18 protein-coding genes and 2 tRNA genes are annotated in these 19,169 nt (G+C 62.1%); 12 read left to right on the forward strand and 8 right to left on the reverse strand.

Going from position 1 to position 19,169, the window contains the following annotated elements:
• Nucleotides 1-122 precede the first annotated feature (122 nt).
• The 3 genes from BUB29_RS10310 to BUB29_RS04095 all read left to right on the forward strand — a co-directional run bounded on the left by BUB29_RS10310 (nt 123) and on the right by BUB29_RS04095 (nt 2,511).
• On the forward strand, nt 123-515 hold the full coding sequence (locus tag BUB29_RS10310; protein WP_051915137.1) for a hypothetical protein: 393 nt from the start codon (nt 123-125) through the stop codon (nt 513-515).
• Between the two features lie 17 nt (nt 516-532).
• Nucleotides 533-1,111: a class C sortase gene (locus BUB29_RS10315; protein WP_407640904.1), complete on the forward strand. Its 579-nt coding sequence runs from the start codon at nt 533-535 to the stop codon at nt 1,109-1,111.
• A 701-nt stretch (nt 1,112-1,812) separates the two neighbouring features.
• Nucleotides 1,813-2,511 (forward strand): ECF transporter S component, encoded by a 699-nt coding sequence (locus BUB29_RS04095; protein ID WP_268751045.1) that lies wholly within the window; start codon nt 1,813-1,815, stop codon nt 2,509-2,511.
• A 94-nt stretch (nt 2,512-2,605) separates the two neighbouring features.
• On the opposite strand, the gene BUB29_RS04100 is transcribed toward BUB29_RS04095, so the two are convergent.
• Nucleotides 2,606-2,923, reverse strand: a complete 318-nt coding sequence (locus tag BUB29_RS04100; RefSeq protein WP_455593756.1) for a cupin domain-containing protein — start codon at nt 2,921-2,923, stop codon at nt 2,606-2,608.
• Between the two features lie 286 nt (nt 2,924-3,209).
• Between BUB29_RS04100 and BUB29_RS04105 the strand changes: the two genes are divergently transcribed.
• From BUB29_RS04105 to BUB29_RS04135, 7 genes are all read left to right on the forward strand, one after another.
• Entirely contained in the window at nt 3,210-3,821 is a 612-nt protein-coding gene (locus BUB29_RS04105; RefSeq protein WP_173552626.1) for an ATP-dependent Clp protease proteolytic subunit, read from the forward strand.
• 2 nt (nt 3,822-3,823) lie between these two features.
• Entirely contained in the window at nt 3,824-4,471 is a 648-nt protein-coding gene (locus BUB29_RS04110; RefSeq protein WP_033521553.1) for an ATP-dependent Clp protease proteolytic subunit, read from the forward strand.
• 124 nt (nt 4,472-4,595) lie between these two features.
• Nucleotides 4,596-5,936 carry an ATP-dependent Clp protease ATP-binding subunit ClpX gene (gene clpX, locus BUB29_RS04115; RefSeq protein ID WP_033521551.1) on the forward strand — a complete coding sequence of 447 codons (1,341 nt, stop codon included), beginning with the start codon at nt 4,596-4,598 and terminating at the stop codon, nt 5,934-5,936.
• Between the two features lie 128 nt (nt 5,937-6,064).
• Nucleotides 6,065-6,138 (forward strand) — tRNA-Arg (locus BUB29_RS04120).
• Nucleotides 6,139-6,176: 38 nt separating this feature from the next.
• Nucleotides 6,177-6,253, forward strand: a tRNA-Arg gene (locus BUB29_RS04125).
• A gap of 201 nt (nt 6,254-6,454) precedes the next feature.
• Entirely contained in the window at nt 6,455-7,888 is a 1,434-nt protein-coding gene (locus tag BUB29_RS04130) for a Na+/H+ antiporter NhaA (protein WP_051915134.1), read from the forward strand.
• 9 nt (nt 7,889-7,897) lie between these two features.
• Nucleotides 7,898-8,638: an LOG family protein gene (locus tag BUB29_RS04135; protein WP_033521547.1), complete on the forward strand. Its 741-nt coding sequence runs from the start codon at nt 7,898-7,900 to the stop codon at nt 8,636-8,638.
• Nucleotides 8,639-8,841: 203 nt separating this feature from the next.
• Here the strand turns inward: BUB29_RS04135 and BUB29_RS04140 are convergent, their stop codons facing one another.
• From BUB29_RS04140 to BUB29_RS04150, 3 genes are all read right to left on the reverse strand, one after another.
• Complete coding sequence (locus BUB29_RS04140) at nt 8,842-9,513, reverse strand: O-methyltransferase (protein WP_033521545.1); 672 nt, start codon at nt 9,511-9,513, stop codon at nt 8,842-8,844.
• A 35-nt stretch (nt 9,514-9,548) separates the two neighbouring features.
• On the reverse strand, nt 9,549-10,475 hold the full coding sequence (locus BUB29_RS04145) for a succinate dehydrogenase/fumarate reductase iron-sulfur subunit (RefSeq protein WP_033521543.1): 927 nt from the start codon (nt 10,473-10,475) through the stop codon (nt 9,549-9,551).
• 91 nt (nt 10,476-10,566) lie between these two features.
• A complete protein-coding gene (locus tag BUB29_RS04150) occupies nt 10,567-12,411 on the reverse strand; it encodes an FAD-binding protein (protein ID WP_033521541.1) in 1,845 nt (614 codons plus the stop codon).
• 143 nt (nt 12,412-12,554) lie between these two features.
• Between BUB29_RS04150 and BUB29_RS04155 the strand changes: the two genes are divergently transcribed.
• Nucleotides 12,555-12,899, forward strand: a complete 345-nt coding sequence (locus BUB29_RS04155) for an MGMT family protein (protein WP_033521539.1) — start codon at nt 12,555-12,557, stop codon at nt 12,897-12,899.
• 41 nt (nt 12,900-12,940) lie between these two features.
• Here the strand turns inward: BUB29_RS04155 and BUB29_RS04160 are convergent, their stop codons facing one another.
• The 4 genes from BUB29_RS04160 to BUB29_RS04175 all read right to left on the reverse strand — a co-directional run bounded on the left by BUB29_RS04160 (nt 12,941) and on the right by BUB29_RS04175 (nt 17,394).
• Nucleotides 12,941-14,302 (reverse strand): DNA-processing protein DprA, encoded by a 1,362-nt coding sequence (locus tag BUB29_RS04160; RefSeq protein ID WP_051915146.1) that lies wholly within the window; start codon nt 14,300-14,302, stop codon nt 12,941-12,943.
• Nucleotides 14,303-14,337: 35 nt separating this feature from the next.
• A complete protein-coding gene (locus tag BUB29_RS04165; RefSeq protein WP_033521535.1) occupies nt 14,338-15,876 on the reverse strand; it encodes a YifB family Mg chelatase-like AAA ATPase in 1,539 nt (512 codons plus the stop codon).
• Nucleotides 15,876-16,271, reverse strand: a complete 396-nt coding sequence (locus BUB29_RS04170) for a YraN family protein (RefSeq protein WP_033522025.1) — start codon at nt 16,269-16,271, stop codon at nt 15,876-15,878. The genes BUB29_RS04165 and BUB29_RS04170 overlap by 1 nt, the downstream gene beginning before the upstream one ends.
• 247 nt (nt 16,272-16,518) lie before the next feature.
• Complete coding sequence (locus BUB29_RS04175) at nt 16,519-17,394, reverse strand: pyridoxamine kinase (protein WP_033521533.1); 876 nt, start codon at nt 17,392-17,394, stop codon at nt 16,519-16,521.
• A 393-nt stretch (nt 17,395-17,787) separates the two neighbouring features.
• Between BUB29_RS04175 and BUB29_RS04180 the strand changes: the two genes are divergently transcribed.
• Nucleotides 17,788-19,101 carry an O-acetylhomoserine aminocarboxypropyltransferase/cysteine synthase family protein gene (locus BUB29_RS04180; RefSeq protein ID WP_033521531.1) on the forward strand — a complete coding sequence of 438 codons (1,314 nt, stop codon included), beginning with the start codon at nt 17,788-17,790 and terminating at the stop codon, nt 19,099-19,101.
• Nucleotides 19,102-19,169: the final 68 nt, after the last annotated feature.

A 19,169-nucleotide genomic window follows, 5' to 3' on the forward strand; every position in this document is an offset into this window, starting at 1 on the left:
GGGAATTGAATTATGGCCGGGGAGATGGGGGATCATTGTCCGAAGGGTGCCGCTCGTGCGTATGCGAGCATCGAATGAAACGTGTAACGCTTGATGTGCGATCGCGGCATCGCATTGGAGACATGTCCTTCTCGGAAGCCACCGATGTCACTGATTTCGTTTATCGTCGCCGGAAACTGCGTCTGGAGCTCATCGCCATGCGTTTCCTGGTGCTGCTGCTGGCGTTATCGGCGATATGCGTTGCAGGCTATCCGTATGTGATGCAGCGGGTTTCCGATTATCGTTTGGCATCGGCAAACAGCGCATTGGAAGAGCGGGTCGCGGGATGGCCATATCCACGTGCGGAGGATGCGCTGAAAGCCGCAGAAGCATACAATCGGCATCTTGCGTCTTCCGGCCAACCAATTCTGGGAGAAGCGACCGACCCGTTCGCTACTGTGGCTGGCGCATCAGGGCCGGTGGCGGTAAAGCAGATTCCAAAGTCTCGGAAGATACGGAATATCAAAGCCTGCTGAACGCTCGGGACGGAGTGATGGGAGCGATCCGCATTCTGCAGCTGTCGATTGACTTGCCTATCTATCACGGTACCGATGAGCAATCCCTCATGAAGGGTGCAGGTCATTTGTATGGCACGAGCCTGCCTGTCGGCGGTCCCAGTACGCATAGCGTGATCGCTGGTCATCGCGGCTTGGTGGAATCGTTGATGTTCACGCGTATTGATGAGATGCGTAAAGGCGATTATTTCTATTTGGATGTGATGGGTAGGACTCTTGCCTATCAGGTGGACCATATCTGGGTGATCGATCCTGAAGATACGAGCAAACTTCGCGTTACGCCTGATGAGGATAGGGTGACGCTTCTCACGTGCACGCCATACGGCGTGAATACGCAACGATTGCTCGTATCCGGCATTCGTGTACCGATGCCTGGTGTGGCACCGAAACCGAGCGATATACATGATGCGCGAGTCATCGGCCTGTGGATTGGTATAGGGACATTCATCCTGGGTTTGGCGGTGATTGCCGTGAGATGGCGCCGGCGGATGTTTTTTGACATCAGAGCGCGTCATGCGAACGAAATGTTTTGGAGGGGAGGCCGTTATGGCCGGTAAGGCGAAACCGTTTAGCAAGCAGACGCAGCGTTATTTACGGACGTTGCCGGCCGTGGACGCGGTTACTGCGACACGTATCTACTATACGGACGAATTCCGTCGCGAGGTTATGCGTCGATACGATGCGGGGATAGTCCTAGCGCCATCTTCCGTGAGAATGGGCTCGATCCCAAAATCATTGGACACAAACGTATCGAACGCGCCATTGCCAGATGGAAGAATGGTGAGGCCACATTTCATAAGTCCCATGACTACGATGCCGATATCGACGATCCGCGTGACGCGCTCATCGTTTCGCAGGCCCTTCGCATTGTCCAGCTTGAGCAGCACGTACGGGAGCTCAAGCAGCGTGTACGTGAGCTTAAACGGCATAAGCGTACGAGTGATTCGGAACAATCGTCTCATGGGCGTGAACAATCACGTGCTGATGAGGAAGAGCATCTATGAGATGTTCTTCCCGTCAATATTGTTGATGGAAACGTACTGTCGAATTGGAATGCTCGACATTATATGGCCATATGCCGTCAGCCTGACAGATGGCGCGTATAGTGGTCGGCGGTGTTCCCGCCCGTGCCGCGCAGGTCAAGGAGCACCCGGAACAGGGGGAGAAGCCCCGCGGGTGGCCGGCGCCGCAACATGCGACATGCCGTCCCGATCCGATCATGTACTGTGCGCGGCGCGAACGGAGACGAGGATTTTCCATGACCATGCAAACACCGCAGCGAAATCAACAAAACCGGCAGGAATCGAACAGACGGAACGTCTCGGGCCCAACCAGCCCGGCACGCAGCACCTTCGGGCATGGCCGCTTGCGCTGGACCCCGGCCGACATCGCGGTCGGCGCGGCGGTAGGCATGGCGTGCGGTGTGGTCTTCCAAGGATTCAACTTCCTGTATCCGGTGCTCTCGTCGACGCTCAGCGCGATTCTTCCCGGCGTGGCGAGCCTGTTCCACGCGGTCTGGTACGCCTCCGGCGTACTCGGCGTGTTGATGATCCGCAAGCCCGGCGCCGCAGTATACGTCAACTTGGTCGGCTCTTTCGCGGAAATGGTCATCGGCAACCAGTACGCGGTGGGATTCGTGATGGTGTCCGCAATCCTGCAAGGCGTATGTTCGGAACTGCCTTTCGCCGTGGCGCGGTACCGCAGCTTCACCCTGCCGCTCGCCATCGCCGGCGGCGCATGCACGGCGGTAGAGTACGGCGTATACCTGCTGCTGTTCCGCTATGCGGGTGTCTCCCCGTTGAGCCCGCGCGGCATCACGCACATGATCTGCGAGACGATTGGCGGTATCGTGATCGCCGGCGTGTTCAGCTGGTTCCTGTACCGGGCGATCGCGAAAACCGGTGCTTTGGATAAGCTGGCGTCCGGCAGGGCCGTGCGCGGGGGAGTTGCCGCGTAACCCTGCGCATACACGAACGCCCGTGCGGCTCTCCTGCGAGGAAGCCGTACGGGCGTTTCCTTATGCGGGGCTATGAAGCCGGGAAACGGCAGGTTCAGCTCTTGGATCCGGTCATCATGGTGAGCATCATGACGCTCGGTTCAAGCGCACGGATCGCATGCGGCAGACGCGTGGTGAAATGCACGAGGCCACCAGGAACGAGCTTGACGGTCTCGCCGCCGCCAGTCACCTCAAGCTTGCCCTTCAACACCTGCACGAACACCGGCATCGCCGCGGTGTGCTCACTCAGCTCCTGCCCTTTGTCGAACGTGAAGAGCACCACGTTAGCGCCTTCGACGCTCATCACCGTGCGGGAAACGGTGGCTTCCTCCTGAATCTGCACCAGCGGTTCCAACTGGTCGATGAAGCTCATCGTATTGGTGGGGGTTTGTTCCGTCATGTCGACTCCTTTGCAGTATGGCGTTCTCATCGCTGACCACTCTACCGGTATCGGCGTGCGGATGACAGCGGAACGGCAGCGGAACGACGGCGTAAGTGCGGAGAGAGCCTGCGAAACGCTTGGAAAACGCCGTGGAAACCACGAAAAACGTACGCGGGAAGCTGAAAAGCGCGCAAAAAGGCGCAAATACGCCGTTCAGTCGCTTCGGGGCGGTAGTCTGAGAAATGTTGAAGGATATGTAATTCGAATGGAGAGCATGGTGAACAACACTTTTGCAACCCTTCCGGTCATGGCTGGTGAGGATGCGCCTTCCGGGCCGGTCGATCCGATTTTCAATCGACTCCTCAAGGACCGCATCATCTGGATGGGCGAGGAAGTCAAGGATGAAATGGCCAATCGCATCAGCGCACAGATGCTAATGCTTGCCGCCGAGGATCCGAAGAAGGACATCTGGCTGTACATCAATTCCCCGGGCGGTTCGATCACCGCCGGCATGGCCATCTACGACACCATGCAGCTTATTGAGCCGGATGTGGCGACGGTCGGCTTGGGCATGTGCGCTTCGATGGGTCAGTTCCTGCTGAGCTCCGGTACCAGGGGCAAGCGCTATCTGACCTCCCACGCCCGCGTGCTGATGCACCAGCCGTCCGGCGGCATCGGCGGCACCACCACCGATGTGCGCATCAACGCCGAGCTCATCATGGACATGAAGAAGACCATGAGCGAGCTGACCGCCGAACAGACCGGTCACACCGTCGAGGAGATCTACCGCGACAACGAATACGATCACTGGTTCACCGCGCAGGAAGCACTGGAATACGGCTTCGTGGATAAGATCATCACCACGCGCGACAGCATGAGGGGAGAGTGAACATGGCTAGCGAAGAAGCACAGTTCATGGCCCGCGCCCAGCGACTGGCGGGGCCGACCAACCGTTACGTTATGCCGCAGTTCAGCGAGAAGACGCCGTATGGCATGAAGACCATGGACGCCTACTCAAGACTGTTCGAGGACCGCATCATCTTCCTGGGCGTGCAGGTGGACGACACGTCCGCGGACGACATCATGGCGCAGCTGCTGGTGCTGGAAAGCCAGGACCCGAACCGTGACGTGATGATGTACATCAACTCTCCGGGCGGCTCGATGACCGCGATGACGGCCATTTACGACACCATGCAGTACATCAAGCCCGACGTGCAGACTGTGTGCCTTGGCCAGGCCGCATCCGCCGCCGCCATTCTTCTGGCTGCAGGCGCCGAAGGCAAGCGTCTGATGCTGCCGAATGCCCGCGTGCTGATTCATCAGCCGGCCATCGACCAGGGTTTCGGCAAGGCCACCGAAATCGAGATCCAGGCCCGCGAGATGCTGCGCATGCGTGAATGGCTCGAGAATACGCTGGCCAAGCATACCGGCCAGCCTGTCGAGCGCATCCGCAAGGACATCGAAGTCGATACCTTCCTCACCGCCCAGGAGGCGAAGGATTACGGCATCGTCGACGAGGTGCTCGAACACCGCCAGTGATGTTCAGGGTGGCTGCGAAAACATGATTCCGTAGTCGCCATAACTGTTGCCGACACGATGCCTCCGCTCCGGATAGGGCGGGGGTATCGTGTTTTATGGGACCGAAGGATTCACAGGAGGCTGCATGGGACGTGTGGTGAGCTACAACGACGAAGTACCGAAATGCACGTTCTGCGGTAAAACCGAGCACCAGGTACGCAAGCTCGTGACCGGCCAGGGGGCGGCCATCTGCGACGAATGCATCGAACTATGCGTGAGCATCATCTCCGACGAGCGCATCAAGGACGTTGAAGTCAACGCGCTCACCCTGCCCAAACCCATGCAGATCAACGCCTACCTCGACCGGTACGTGATCGGCCAGCAAACCGCCAAACGGGCGCTTTCCGTGGCCGTCTACAACCATTACAAGCGCGTCAACATGGAAATGCGCGAAGCCGCCAGCCAAGTAGGCGAGACGGGCGGCAAGCATAACGCTTCCGGGAACGACCCGTTGCGCGACGTGCAGGTGGCCAAGTCGAACATTCTGCTGCTCGGACCGACCGGTGTGGGCAAAACCTATCTCGCCCAGACACTCGCTAAGGTTATGAACGTGCCGTTCGTCATCACAGACGCCACCACGCTCACCGAAGCCGGCTACGTGGGCGACGATGTGGAAACCGTGCTGCAGCGGCTCATGCAAGCGGCGGACGGCGACGTTTCCAAAGCCGAACATGGCATCGTCTACATCGACGAAATCGACAAGATCGCGCGCAAATCCGGCGAGAACACATCCATCACGCGTGACGTATCCGGCGAAGGCGTGCAGCAGGCGCTGCTCAAGATTCTTGAAGGCACCATCGCGTCCGTTCCGGCCGAAGGCACCCGCAAGCACCGCGAACAGGAGGCCATCCAGATTGACACGCGCGGCATCCTGTTCATCTGCGGTGGCGCGTTCGTGGGCCTGACCGACATCATCAAGAACCGTCTGGGCGCACGCGAAAGCGGTTTCGGAGCCAAATGGCATGATCATGAGGTACCCGATGAGGAACTGCTGCAGCAGGTGTGCGCCGACGATTTGGCGGAATTCGGCCTGCTGCCCGAATTCATCGGCCGTCTTCCTGTGATCAGCGTGCTGCAGGAACTCAAGGAGGATGATCTGGCGGCGGTGCTCACCCAACCGTCGAATGCGCTCATCAAGCAATACATGAAGCTGTTCGCGGTGGACGGCGTGACGCTCACCTTCACCGACGACGCGATAGCGGCGATCGCCCGCACCGCGATCCGGCAGGGGACCGGTGCGCGTGGCCTGCGTTCCATCATCGAACGCACGTTGCAGGACACGATGTTCCAATTGCCAAGCCTTGACCATGTGATCGAGGTGGTCGTGGACGGCGATGCGGTGCTGGGCGAAGGGAATCCGCGCATCATCCGCGACGAGGAGAACGTGGACACCCAATCCATGCCAAGCCTGGGTGTGGCGCACTGACATGCCTATATGTGCGAAAACCGTGCGTTTCCAACACAAAACGCCGTTTCCGACATGCGCGACATGCCGTATTTGCATTATCGAGCAAAGTGTGTAATATAAATCGAGTTGTTTGAAAGAGCAACGTTGCGCGAGTAGCCCAGCGGATTAGAGCAGCTGACTACGGATCAGCAGGTCGCAGGTTCGAATCCTGTCTCGCGCACTACCACGGGTCATCACGTGGTGAAAGAAGATGACGTTGCGCGAGTAGCCCAGCGGATTAGAGCAGCTGACTACGGATCAGCAGGTCGCAGGTTCGAATCCTGTCTCGCGCACCACATACAAACTCCGTTGCCATGCAGCGGGGTTTCTTCGTATCGGGGGTAATGGCGTGCGGCCTCCGGCTGGGCCGGGACATGATAAAGGCTGTCTCACCGGTGAAGCTCAGGGCATAAAATGTTCATAATCTTTCGCTAGTGTGTTAGGTGAACATGCAAAGCAGCCCTGCCGATCGCGGCAAGGGTGGTAAAGGAGAGCCGATGGCCGAGACACAAGCGCGAACACCGAATACATTCTGGACGGGGGTACGGCGGGTCGCCTCATCCGATCGACTGTCAGGCCTGATCATGCTTGGTTTCGCGCTCGTCGGCCTGATTCTGGCAAACCTGCCGGCCACCGCCCACCTGTTCGAAACGATCGCGGAAACGCATGTGGCCATTCCCCGCACGAACATCGACCTGCCAATCGGCCATTGGGCGCAGGACGGTCTCTTGACGGTCTTCTTCCTCATGGTGGGCCTCGACCTCAAGCAGGAACTCACCACCGGTTCGCTCGCCAACCCCAAGGCCGCCGCGGTCCCCATGCTGTGCGCCGTGGGCGGCATGATGGTGCCGCCGGTCCTTTTCCTCGCCGTAACGGCACTGTTCTCCCGTTTCGCACCTCCTAGCCCCGGTCTTGAAACCATCGCATCCGGCGAAGTGTATTCCTATTCGGCCATCGCCCAAGGCTGGGCGGTGCCGACCGCCACGGATATCGCGTTCTCGCTGGCCGTGCTCGCCCTCTTCGCCAAGGCGCTGCCCGGATCGATCCGCGCCTTCCTCATGACCCTCGCCACCGTGGACGATCTGCTCGCCATCGTGCTCATCGCCCTGTTCTTCTCCTCCCTGAATGCCTGGTACTGGTTCATCGGCATCGCCGTCTGCGCCGCGGCATGGGCCTTCCTCGTACGTCGCAAGCGCATCCCCTGGATCGTGGCCGGCATCGTGGGCATCCTCGCCTGGGTGATGATGTTCGAAGCCGGCGTGCACCCCACACTTGCCGGCGTACTGGTCGGCCTGCTCACCCCCTCGCGTGAAATCTACGGCGAGAAGACGCCTCGCGCCGCACGCTACCACGACAAGCTGCAGCCGCTGTCCGCACTCGTCGCGCTGCCGATCTTCGCCCTGTTCGCCACCGGTGTGCACTTCGAATCCCTGACCCTCGCACTCGTCGTCTCGCCCGTGGTGGTCGGCATCATCGTCGCCCTGGTGGTCGGCAAGCCGGTGGGTATCATGCTCGTCGCCTGGCTGAGCACGCATGTGGGCGGCCTGAAGATGCCGAAGGGTCTGCGTGTGCGTGACCTGTTCCCGGCGGCCTGCGCCTGCGGCATCGGCTTCACCGTATCGTTCCTCATCGCATCCCTGGCCTACAAGAACCCCGAACTGTCCGCCGAAGCACGTTTCGGCGTGCTGCTCGCCTCACTGATCGCCGCCTCCATTTCCGGCGTGCTGCTCAGCCGCCAGTCGAAGCGGTACGCTGCGTTGGATGCCGCGAAGAACACCGCGGAAACCGAAGCCGAGGAGGCCGAGGTCGAGGAGCGCACCGTGCTTGAAGACGGCACGCAGAGCGTCAGTGTGAGGGCGTTCAGCCCCGAATGGCTTGCCAAGATGAAGGCGAGCAGGCAGGAACGTCAAGCGAAGAAGGACAACAGGTAATCCAAGCGTATGAACAGAAAACCGTTCGACCGTACCTACCGCCGCGGCCCAGAGATCCTCCGAGGCAAGCTCATCCCCAAAGACAGTTCCACCGCGGCGCTGCTGCAAGCGGAACAGCCGTCCGACTGGCTGCACATGGACCCATGGCGGGTGTTGCGCATCCAATCCGAATTCGTGGAAGGATTCGATGCACTCGCCAGTCTCGGTCCGGCCGTGACCATCTTCGGTTCCGCTCGTACCCCGGAGGATTCCCCGTATTATCAGGCGGCGGAACGCATGGGCAGGCGCATCGCCGAACAAAACATCGCCGTGATCACCGGTGGAGGCCCCGGCATCATGGAGGCCGGCAACAGGGGAGCGGCCTTGGCCGGCGGCACATCCGTGGGACTGGGCATCGAACTGCCGCATGAACAGGGCATCAACGATTACGTGAACCTCGGCATGACCTTCAGGTATTTCTTCGTGCGCAAGACCATGTTCGTCAAATACTCCTCCGGTTTCATCGTCTGCCCGGGCGGGTTCGGCATGCTGGACGAGATGTTCGAGACGCTGACCCTGACGCAGACGCACAAGGTGGATAGGAAACCGGTGGTGCTGTACGGCAGCGAATACTGGGGTGGCCTGTTCGACTGGCTGAACGGGCCGGTGAAGGATAATGGCATGATCAGCGGCGTCGACTCGCAGTTGGTCACCATCACCGACGATCCCAACGAGGCGGTTCGCGTGGCCACCGGCAGCATCGCTTCGTGAACATGACACCTCCTGTACAGCCGGTGAACGACTGAACGGGCTCGGGGAAGACCCGTGTGAGCGAACCTCTGCCCACGAGTCTTCCCCGACCCCATTCCTTGCAGAACCAATAGGACGGGCGGAACACCTACGTAGATGTTCCGCCCGTCCTATTGCCCGATATGGTCCCCGGTATGGCCGGTGCCGTTTACTGCGATGATGTTTCAGCGTTTGACGGCGATAAGCAGACCCGTGCCAGTGGAAGTCAGCGCCGTGTCGAAACGCTCATCGGATTCCACGGTTTCCAGCAGTTCCCTCATGGCGGTGGCCTTGGGGGAGCGGTCGGCGGGATTGATCACACCGCCGTTGGCGTCATCATGCTCCAACGCGAGCATATCCGTGAACACGATCGTGCCGTGGGGACGCAGCAGTCTGGACGCCTGTTCGAAACTCGATGCGTAGTTGCTGACATCGCCGGCCACGACGATCAGATCGTACACATTGGCGTTCAAACGAGGCAGGAATGTGCCGGCGGTGGCGTTCACCGCGCGCAGCGTGGTGCCGGTGCCATCCTGAATGCGGTCGAAGGACTTGCGGATCAGGGCGATACCCTCCGCGGAGGAGTCCACGGCGGTCAGCTGACCTTCACCGTCCAGGCCGCGCACCAGTTCCAACGTTTCCACCAAAGAACCGGTGCCAATGGCTATGACGGATTTCGCGTTCGTCAGACGAACCAGCGTGGACAGCAAAGCGGCCTGCGTGGCGGAACCCTGCGGCATACCGGCCTCCTGCGCCTTATGCCGCAATTCGACCAGTTCGGCGGACTGACGGACCGTGGCATGTTCCTCCACGTAATCCCAAACCTTCGCCAGATTCTCGTAAGTGGTGTGATTCATACAGTCATCTCCTTCTCGTCCGCTTGCCTCGCCCGTCAGCGTTCCCTGACCTTGGCCACGATCTGCCACATCTCCTCGCCGACATCGATGCCGCGCGGGCACTGGCGCGAGCAGGCACGCACTGATTGGCAGGCGGCGACACCGTCCGCGGTGTCGATGGTATCCATACGCTCGGCCGCCTTGACGTCGCGGGAATCGTTGATGAAACGGCTGGACCAGATCAGCGCCGCAGGGCCGATGAACGCGTCGCCGCCGGCGAACACCGGGCAGGAACCCTCGCATACACCGCAGGCGATGCAATTGGTCAGACGCTCGTACCGTGCGAGCTGCTCGGGGTTCTGCAGGTATTCGAACACGTCGACCTTGCCGTCCTTCGTGGTGGCCAGCACGCCGTCCGCCTCCAATGCGGGCTTGAGCTTCTTCAGCTGATCGAGCATCGGATCGATGTCGGCGATGAGATCACGCTGCACGGGGAAACCGGGGAGCGCGGCGAGTTCGATGACGCCGAGACTGCCATCGTTCGCGGTATCGGCTCCAGCCGCATCATCCGCATCGTTCACGTCATCGGTGCGACGGAATCCCTCATCATCCGTCTGCACGACGGTATGCTCCGGCTTGACCCAATCCTTCAACGTGGCGGTGCACAGCAACGTGGGGGTGCCGTTGATGGCTACTGCGTCCGAGCCGCACATGCCATGCCCGCAGGAATAGCGGAACGCCAGCGTCGGGTCGACGGTGCGCTTGATGGTCAGCAGACAGTCGAGGACGGTATCTTCCGGACGGGCCTCGATCACATAATCCTGCGTCCACTGCTTGCCGCGTGGACGACGACGTGCCGGAGCCTCGGCGGAGGAACCGAAGGGGGAGCTTTTGCGCGCGAACGGGCTGCCGCCCCTATCGCGGTTACGCTCCGGACGTGGAGCGAAACGGTTCACTCGCAAAGTCACCGTGGTGTTCGTCATGCGCGCGCCTCCTGTTCGTGGAATCCAGCAAGATATTGTGCCATAAGGCGTCGCCCGCTACGAGGGCTGGAAATCATCGTCATGATGCTCATCAGTATTCACGCTTCTTCGGAGGCATGTCGACGATGTGGACGGGCTGCCATGAGACCTCATGCGCGGCGTCCGTCATGGAATGGGCGAGGAAATGCTCGTCATCGCGATCGGGGAAATCGGTGCGCTTCAACGAACCACGGGACTCATGACGGGCGTCGGAGGCCGTGAGCATGGTCTTGGCGAGCTCAACCAGATGCTGCGCCTCCCAGATGGCGGTGATCTCCTGATTGAACGTGGCCGCCTTGTCGTGCGCGGCGAGCGCCTGCGCACGCGGGGTGAGATCATCATCGATCGTTGCGATGGCCTTGGCGAGGGAATCGGCGTCGCAACGCACCGCGGCGGCGCGTTCCATCGTCGACCCGAGTTCGGCCATCAGACGGTAGGGGTTGTCATCGGTGCTGTCGGACGCGCCCGCGAGCAGCGCATCAAGCTCGTTCTGACGTGCATCCAGCGCGGTGCTCATGGCCGCGTCCTGCTCATCGTCGACGATGTCGGTTTCGCCGCTCGCCGCGGTTTCGACGATGCGGGAGGCGAGGGACCTGCCTGCGCGGGCGCCGAACAGGCATGCGTCAAGCAGGGAATTCGCCCCGAGTCGGTTCGCGCCGTGCACGGATACGCAGGAGCATTCGCCGGCCGCATACAGACCTTCGATGGTATGGCGCTCGCCGTCCTCCCAACGGTACACTTCGCCGCTGGTGGTGATGGGGATGCCGCCCATGGTGTAGTGGGCGGTGGGTTTGACTGGCACGAAGTCATGCGTCGGATCGATGCCGGCGTATTTGCGGATGGTTTCGACGACCTGGGGGAGTGTTTGCTCCATGTGTTCGGGGTTGATGCCCGTCATGTCGAGCCATACGCAGTCCTTGGGGCCGTCCGGGTCCTTCGGGTCGGCGACGCCGCGGCCGGCGTCGATTTCGGCCATGATGGAACGGCTCACCACATCGCGGGCCGCGAGATCGCCGTGGCCGGGGGCGTATTTCTCCATGAAGGCTTCGCCGTCGGCGTTGCGCAGCACGCCGCCTTCGGCGCGGGACGCTTCGGACAATAGGATGCCGGTGTGGGCGAGACCGGTGGGGTGGAACTGCACGAATTCGCAGTCCTCAAGTTGCAGGCCGGCCGCCAAGGTCAGGGCCATGCCGTCGCCGGTGAGATCCCAGGAATTGGAGGTGGTATGGAACAGACGCCCTGCGCCGCCGGTGGCGAACAGCACGTTGTGTGCGTTCACGGCGTGCAGTTTGCCCGCGTGGGTGTCGAAGGCGATGACGCCGGCCGCGCGGGTGCCGTCTTCGCTGAGCACCAAGTTGGTGACATACCATTCCTCGGCGAATTCCACGCCGTTGGCGACGCACTGCTGCCACAGGGCGTGCAGGATCTGATGGCCGATACGGTCGGCGGCGTAGGCGGCGCGGCGGACGGGCTGGCCGCCGAACTCGCTGGTATGGCCGCCGAAACGACGCTGCGCGATATGGCCGTCCGGGGTGCGGGAGAAGGCCACGCCCTGACGTTCCAGATTGATGACGGTTTCGGGCGCATACTCGGCGAGCAGTTTGGCCGCATCCTGGTCGACCAGCCAGTCGCCGCCCTTGACGGTGTCGTAGTAATGCCAATGCCAGTCGTCGTGCTCCACGTTGCCCAACGCGGCGGCGATGCCGCCTTCGGCGGAGCCGGTGTGCGAGCGCAGGGATTGGAGTTTCGAGATCACGAGGATGTTCGGCTCCCTGCCGTTCTCCCTCATCTCTCTGACCTCGTCGGATCGGAGCAGTCCCAATGCCGCGGACAGGCCGGCCGCTCCGGCGCCGACGATCACCGCATCATACATATCTTCCAAGTGCTTCGGACTCATACTTGTTATTGTCACACAAGGGGTGACTTGTCTCGCATATTGGTTGCGGGGCGTTTTCCGGCTTGAATCGGCTGGGGTGTAGCGTGGGCGGACACGTTTCGATACCGGACGCGTCGCCGGGTTTCCGGGCGCATAATGATGGCATGGTCGAAGCATCGTTCAATGACCGCGTGTATGCGGTGGTGCGTGGGATTCCGCGCGGCAGGGTCGCCACCTATGGTCAGGTCGCGGCGCTGGTCGGGGCGCCGCGCTGCGCGAGGATGGTGGGATACGCGTTGCACGCCAACCCGGAGCAGGACGTGATTCCCTGCCATCGTGTGGTGTTCCGTGACGGTTCGTTGGCTCCGGGGTTCGCGTTCGGCGGTCCTGACGCGCAGCGTGCGCTGTTGGAGGATGAGGGCGTGACGTTCGTGCCGCCCAAGGAGGGCGGCAATGCCGGCGATGGCGGGTGGCGGGTCGATTTGGATCAGTGCCGTTGGCTGGCGTAGCGCCTGTCGGTCGTTGACGGTTCCGCGTTGTGCGTTATGCGCTACGCCAGTGTGGCGACCCCATCGTAATGGAGCATGCCGCGAGCCTCCAAAGCGCCGATGTCGGCCATCACCTGGCCGATGCCGATGCGTTCCGATGCGGGCGAACCTGCGTTGAGCGCGGCGAGCAGCGCGTCTGGCGTGGCATGCAGATGCCTGCGGTTGCAGGAACGGATCGCACCGATCAGGTCACGTTGCGAGGCCGACAGTGCCGTGCCGCCCATATCATTCACATCATTCACATCATGCGCATCATTCGGCTCGTGCGTGATGTCTCGCGTCGTGTCGCCGTCTGCGAACATGGGTTCGTGCGGGGCGTGACAGAATTCGGTGATGCCGGACGTGCTGGTGAGGATGATCGCCTCGGCCCGCGAAATCAGACGATTGCAACCGGCGTTATTCGGCGCGGTGATCTCGCCGGGCGCCGCCAGAACCACACGGTTCAGATCATTACCCCAGCCGGCGGTGTTCAACGCGCCGGACCGCACACGCGCCTGGGCCACCACGACGGTGGACGCCAACGCCGCGATGATGCGATTGCGCAACAGGAACCGACGGGCCTCGGGAATGGTATCCGGGCACATCTCGCTGATCAACGCACCGCCATACTCCCGCATCGCCTCGAACAGACGTATGTTCGACGAGGGGCCGATATGGTTGAGTCCGCCCGCGAACACCGCGATGGTCCTGCCCGCCGCTTCAAGCCCCCGCTGCCGGAGTGCGTCAAGCGCACCCCAATGCGCCGCGGCATCCGTACCCAACGCGCCTCCGGAAACGATCAGATGCCCATCCGCCGCGGCCCGCGCGGCAACCTCACGGGCCACACGCCGCCCGTAATCGGTCACGCCACGGGAACCGACCACCGCCACCGGCGACGCGCAGCTCGTCAACGCGCGCTCATCGCCCATACCCCACAGGCACAGGGGAGCGGCCCAATCCTTATGTGTCGACAAATCCGCCAACTGGGCCGGCCATACGTCATCCTGCGGGCCGATCAACCATTGCGAGCCATCCATGGTGAACCAGCCTTCCAAGCCATGCCAATCCAACGACGGCAACACGCCAAGCCGCGCATGCCAGCCCTCCACGGAACGCCGGAACACCTTGATCGCACGATTATCCGGTTTGCGCCCCCAACGGGACAATCCGACAAGGAACGTCCCCTCCAGCTTGCGCATCGCGGCATCGCACCCGGCCGTACCGGGAAGGGACTCGATGAGCAGACGCAACGCCTCGGCAGCATTCCCCGCGCCCTTGACCGTCGCATACATCAACGCATCCGCACCATCGAGGCAGAACGTCAGCACCGCGCGGGCCAACGCATCCTCCCGCGGGCGGGAATAATGGGGTTGCCCTACTGCCATGAGATTCACTCCCTTCACATGTTTCCTCCACAACATCACACATGGGTGCGCAGAGCGATGCCCTGAGTCACCTCGTCGCGACCCGGACTGGACAATCCCTTGAGATCGGCGAGCGTCCACGCCAAACGCATCGCCCGATCCGCGCCGCGCAGGCTCAAACGCTGCGTCTCCAACGCCTCATTGACCGGTTCGAGCGCCTTGCGCGACAGATGCTCGCGCATCCACGATCCCGAAGCCTGCGCATTGCACGTCCAACCCATGCCGGAGAACCGCTCCCGCGCGGTCTTCCTCGCTTCGATGACGCGCGCCCGGATATCGGCGCTGGACGGACGTGGCTCGAGCATGTCACGGTCAAGCAGGATGCGGGAGACGGGAGGCACCTCGACCTGGATGTCGATGCGGTCGAGAATCGGCCCCGACAGGCGGGCGAAATACCGTTGCTGTTCCCGCTCCGTGCAACTGCAGCGCTCGCCGGTGCCGTACGACATGCCGCACGGGCAGGGGTTCGCCGCCATGACCAGCTGGAACGAAGCCGGATAGTAGGCCGTGCCCTTCGAACGGGACACGGCCACATACCCGGATTCCAACGGTTCGCGCAACGTCTGCAGCGAACGTGCCGAGAATTCCGGAGCCTCATCCATGAACAGCACACCGCGATGCGCCTTCGTGATCGCGCCGGGCATGGCCACGCCGCTGCCACCGCCCACCAGCGCCGGGGTGGAGGACGTGTGATGCGGCGCCTCGAACGGCGGTACGTCGCTGATGCCGTATGCGGGCAGCGTGCCGCACAGCGAACGGATCGTAGCCACCTCAAGCTGTTCGGATTCCGTCAGTGGGCACATGATGCCGGGCATGCGCGAGGCCAGCATTGTCTTGCCGGAACCCGGAGGGCCGGTCATCAGCAGATGATGCCCGCCCGCGGCGGCGACCTCCATCGCCCATTTCGCGTATTCCTGCCCCACCACCTCGCTCATATCCCCCGCGGAGGGAACCACCATCGAAGGCGCGCCATCCGTCGTGGCGACCTGTCCGGTCGGTTCGTCCGGCAACCGGTAGCTGGCTTCGCCGCCCATCATCTCGATCAGTTCGCCCACATGGCGCACGCCAAGCGTATCCAATCCGTCGATCAGCCCGGCCTCATCCATATTCGCCTGCGGCACGATCACCCGTTCGATGCCCTGTTCGCGGGCGTGCAGCAGGATCGGCAGCAAACCGTTCACCGGCAGCACCGTGCCGTCGAGATTCACCTCACCGACCACCACCGTGGACAGCAGGCTTTCATGGGGTATCGTGCCCGCCGCGCATAACACCGCGGCGGCGATGGCCAGATCGTAGGATGAGCCGCGTTTCGGCATCGACGCGGGGGAGAGGTTCACCGTCACGCGCGTCTGCGGCCAGGGGAAACCGCTCGCCTGACATGCCGATTTCACACGTTCACGCGCTTCGGATAGGGAAGTGTCGGGCAGGCCGATGATGGAGAAATAGGGAAGACCGGGGCTGATGAACGCCTGCATCGTGACGGTGAACGCCTTCAGACCGACAAGCCCCACGGATAACGTGCCGCCGATCGCCATCAGAACGCCCCCGGAATGCAATGGACCGCTACCTGCCCGTCATGCACGGTCACGGTGACGACGTCGAAACGCATGCCGTTGCGTCTCAAACGAGGCCCCGACTCCTCCAACCATTGCAGGGCGGCACGGCGCAGATTCGCCTGCTTGGACGGGGTGACCGCCTCCTGCGGCGTGCCGAATCGGCTGCCGCGCCGCGTTTTCACCTCGACGAACACGATCTGGCCGTCCGCGCTGAGCGCGACGATGTCGAGTTCGCCATACCGGCAATGCCAGTTGCGGTCCAGGATGCGCCAGCCGCGGCGTTCCAACCATGCGGCCGCATAGGATTCGCCGAGTGTACCCACCTGCCGGCTGGACACCTCCCTGCCGCAGAGGCGGGCGGCGATGGACTCCATCGTCTCGCCGGGCTGTTCGCCGGAATGCTCGTCGGAACGCCCGCCGACGAATCGGGATTGCTGAACAGTGCTTGTATCGATCATGGGTCCACTGTGCCGTGGCCGGGCGCGGATGCGCCAGCCGTACGGGCGATGTGGACGGGACCCCCGTCGCCGGGCGTGTCGTGGATAGCGTGTGGATAAATCACGGCTATCCACAATCGTCCGGCAGGCAAATCGGGGGGCGACGCGGCGATGATCGGAACTGCTAGCGGCGCATCAGCCGTGTCATCTCATCCAAATCCAGCTCGAAGCTCACGCCACGCTCCTCATGATGCGGCTGGGATTGCGTGTGTTCCATGGCATGGCGCACGAATTCACCGGCGATATGCGCGGATTCGGCCAACGGTCTGCCCGCCATCACCGCGCCGCACAACGCCGAGGCGAACGCATCGCCGGTGCCGTGCGTCATGAACGGCAGCTTGTCGTGCACGAGCTCGTGGCGGCCCGCCGCGCCGGTCGTGGCGCTGGCCACGATATTGCGGATCTTGCCGTCACCGCGATCGATGCCCTTCAACACCACGTTCCTTGCGCCCAAAGCCAGCAGCGCGTCGACGATTTCGCCCACCTGCGCATCGTCGAGATCCTGCCCAGGGTATTCACGGCCGGTCAGAATGGCAGCTTCGGTCAGGTTCGGCATAAGCACGTCCGCGCCGTCCGCCAATGTGCGCATGGCCTCGCACAGTTCCGGCGTGTACGTGGGATAGGTGTGGCCGCCGTCGCCCATCACCGGGTCGACCAGACGCAGGGCATGCGGGTATTCGGCGTACAGGCGTTTGATGATCGCGACCTGTTGCGCCGAGCCGAGGAATCCGGAATACACGCCGTCAAGCTCCACATTCTCCTTGCGCCAGGCATCCAGATAGCCGTCCAGAATATCGGTCGTATCGTGGAAGGTGTACACGGCGTAGCGCGTATGCGCGGAGAACAGGGCGGTGGGCACCGGGCATACGTCGCAGCCGGCCGCCGACAGGATCGGAATGGCCGCCGTCAGGGAGCACTTGCCGTAACCGCACATGTCATGGACCGCGGCCATGCGCGGGATATAACGCGGGTCACGGTCGAACAGGATCGCATCATCCATGGGAAACCTCTTTCACTGCGAATCGTTCATGATCTTCAATCGATCGTTCGTCTCCCGGTTGTAGACATTCCCGTTGACTTCACACGCGGCTTCACCCCATGGGGCGATCCGCGCGTTCCCGGCCTCGCCGCGATCCACTCTTCGGCATGGCGCTTTTCGGCGTGTCGCGCGTTTTGCGACCGGTTTCCCCGATGGTTGAAAGCCCTGCCGAAGCCAATGATTCCAAGGGTTGATAAGGGGGTATAGGCAAGTGCGATAACGTTCAGCTTGCGCCGGCCTTGTCCGCCGGTTTATTGTCACTACCAACAGCCGGCCAACCGAACCCCACGGGGGAACGGATAGTCGGGCAGCACGATGAGAACCACCACCCAACAATCCACGAGGAGCATCATCATGGCGGATACCAAGAACTACCGTTTCGAAACCCTGCAGCTGCACGTCGGCCAGGAACAGGCCGATCCGGCCACCGATTCCCGTGCCGTGCCGATCTACCAGACCACCAGCTACGTCTTCCACAACTTCGATCACGCCGAGGCCCGTTTCGGACTGGCTGATCCGGGCAACATCTACGGCCGCCTGACCAACTCCACCCAGGCCGTGTTCGAGGATCGCATCGCCGCCCTCGAAGGCGGCACCGCAGGCCTCGCGGTCGCATCCGGCGCCGCGGCCGTCGAATACGCGGTGCGCAACATCACCCAGTCCGGCGATCATATCGTCGCCGCCAAGAACGTGTACGGTGGCACTTTCAACCTGCTGCGTCACACCCTGCCCCGCGACGGCGTGAACACCACCTTCGTCTCCGCCGAGAATCCGCAGGAGTTCGAGGACGCCATCCAGGAGAACACCAAGCTCGTCTACTTCGAGACCTTCGGCAATCCGAACGCCGACCTGCCCGACTTCGAGGCCATCACCGCCATCGCCCACAAGCATCATCTGCCGGTGATCGTCGACAACACCTTCGCCAGCCCGTACCTGTTCCGTCCGCTGGAGCACGGCGCTGACATCGTGGTGGAATCCGCGACCAAGTTCATCGGCGGCCACGGCACCACCCTCGGCGGTGTGATCGTGGAAGGCGGCAGCTTCAACTGGGCCGAGGTGCCGGGCAAGTTCCCGACCCTGACCGAGCCGGATCCCTCCTACCACGGCCTGAACTTCTACGAGGCCCTCGGTGGCGCCGCGTTCGTGACCCGTGTCCGCGCCATCCTGCTGCGCGACACCGGTGCCACGCTGTCCCCGTTCTCCGCGTTCCTGCTGCTGCAGGGCACCGAAACCCTGTCGCTGCGCGTCGAACGCCATGTTGAGAACGCGCTGAAGGTCATCGACTATCTGAAGACCGTGCCGGAGGTCGAGTCCATCTCCCATCCGTCCATCGAAGGCCGCAAGGACAACGATCTGTACAAGAAGTACTTCCCGAATGGCGGCGGCTCCATCTTCACCTTCGACATCAAGGGCGGCAAGGACGCGGCACGCGTATTCATCGACAACCTGCACCTGTTCAGCCTGTTGGCCAACGTGGCCGACGCCAAGAGCCTGGTGATCCACCCGGCCTCCACCACCCACTCCCAGGAGACCCTGGAGGAGCTGGAGGATCAGGGCATCCACCAGGGCACCATCCGCCTGTCCATCGGCATCGAGAACATCGAGGACATCCTCGACGATCTCAAGGGTGGTTTCGCGGCTCTGCGCGAATCTGGTCTTGCCAAGTGAAATGCATCGGATCGGCGGAATAGCGCCATCCTAAACAAATGAGACGGTCTGCGACACCGAAAAGAAGG

The sequence above is a fragment of the Bifidobacterium merycicum DSM 6492 genome (assembly GCF_900129045.1).
GTDB classification, from domain to species: Bacteria; Actinomycetota; Actinomycetes; order Actinomycetales; family Bifidobacteriaceae; genus Bifidobacterium; species Bifidobacterium merycicum.

What these genes read in the sequence shown, in the direction of transcription:
- BUB29_RS10310 (WP_051915137.1), top strand. Translation starts at nt 123, where the DNA reads ATGTCCTTCTCGGAAGCCACCGATGTCACTGATTTCGTTTATCGTCGC.
- BUB29_RS10315 (WP_407640904.1), top strand. Translation starts at nt 533, where the DNA reads ATGGGAGCGATCCGCATTCTGCAGCTGTCGATTGACTTGCCTATCTAT.
- BUB29_RS04095 (WP_268751045.1), top strand. Translation starts at nt 1,813, where the DNA reads ATGACCATGCAAACACCGCAGCGAAATCAACAAAACCGGCAGGAATCG.
- BUB29_RS04100 (WP_455593756.1), bottom strand. Translation starts at nt 2,923, where the DNA reads ATGAGCTTCATCGACCAGTTGGAACCGCTGGTGCAGATTCAGGAGGAA.
- BUB29_RS04110 (WP_033521553.1), top strand. Translation starts at nt 3,824, where the DNA reads ATGGCTAGCGAAGAAGCACAGTTCATGGCCCGCGCCCAGCGACTGGCG.
- clpX (WP_033521551.1), top strand. Translation starts at nt 4,596, where the DNA reads ATGGGACGTGTGGTGAGCTACAACGACGAAGTACCGAAATGCACGTTC.
- BUB29_RS04130 (WP_051915134.1), top strand. Translation starts at nt 6,455, where the DNA reads ATGGCCGAGACACAAGCGCGAACACCGAATACATTCTGGACGGGGGTA.
- BUB29_RS04135 (WP_033521547.1), top strand. Translation starts at nt 7,898, where the DNA reads ATGAACAGAAAACCGTTCGACCGTACCTACCGCCGCGGCCCAGAGATC.
- BUB29_RS04140 (WP_033521545.1), bottom strand. Translation starts at nt 9,513, where the DNA reads ATGAATCACACCACTTACGAGAATCTGGCGAAGGTTTGGGATTACGTG.
- BUB29_RS04145 (WP_033521543.1), bottom strand. Translation starts at nt 10,475, where the DNA reads ATGACGAACACCACGGTGACTTTGCGAGTGAACCGTTTCGCTCCACGT.
- BUB29_RS04150 (WP_033521541.1), bottom strand. Translation starts at nt 12,411, where the DNA reads ATGAGTCCGAAGCACTTGGAAGATATGTATGATGCGGTGATCGTCGGC.
- BUB29_RS04155 (WP_033521539.1), top strand. Translation starts at nt 12,555, where the DNA reads ATGGTCGAAGCATCGTTCAATGACCGCGTGTATGCGGTGGTGCGTGGG.
- BUB29_RS04160 (WP_051915146.1), bottom strand. Translation starts at nt 14,302, where the DNA reads ATGGCAGTAGGGCAACCCCATTATTCCCGCCCGCGGGAGGATGCGTTG.
- BUB29_RS04165 (WP_033521535.1), bottom strand. Translation starts at nt 15,876, where the DNA reads ATGGCGATCGGCGGCACGTTATCCGTGGGGCTTGTCGGTCTGAAGGCG.
- BUB29_RS04170 (WP_033522025.1), bottom strand. Translation starts at nt 16,271, where the DNA reads ATGGAGTCCATCGCCGCCCGCCTCTGCGGCAGGGAGGTGTCCAGCCGG.
- BUB29_RS04175 (WP_033521533.1), bottom strand. Translation starts at nt 17,394, where the DNA reads ATGGATGATGCGATCCTGTTCGACCGTGACCCGCGTTATATCCCGCGC.
- BUB29_RS04180 (WP_033521531.1), top strand. Translation starts at nt 17,788, where the DNA reads ATGGCGGATACCAAGAACTACCGTTTCGAAACCCTGCAGCTGCACGTC.